1 protein-coding gene is annotated in these 289 nt (G+C 30.8%); it reads right to left on the bottom strand.

What is annotated here, in order from left to right; translation table 11 throughout:
- A partial coding sequence (locus ACFIK8_RS09405) for a hypothetical protein (RefSeq protein ID WP_375669267.1) occupies nt 1-245 on the bottom strand: 245 nt, incomplete at its 3' end.
- Nucleotides 246-289: the final 44 nt, after the last annotated feature.

Here is a 289-nt window from a genome sequence, read left to right as displayed (position 1 = left end):
GAAACAAAATCATGTACAAAACTCTCATCGCTTTCAGTAACTTTTTTATTTATTTTTTTGGAAGTATGCCTCTTATAACGAGGATGAAAAATCACGATAGAACAAACATTTCCAACAGAAGAAATGACTTTCGCCCTATACATTAATGAAAATTCTATGAGATATGAAACATTCAAAAGCCACAAATAATCATTGCCCTTAGAAATAATGGTTAATTTTTCAGAAATTCCATGCTCTATTTGCAAGCCATTTTGTTATAATTCTTGATCAGACAGCTCATTCAGCTTAC

The sequence above is a fragment of the Bartonella sp. MR168JLCBS genome, assembly GCF_042194175.1.
The sequence above is the reverse complement of the archived record's forward strand: the minus strand, read 5'-3'. Positions and strand labels throughout refer to the sequence as shown.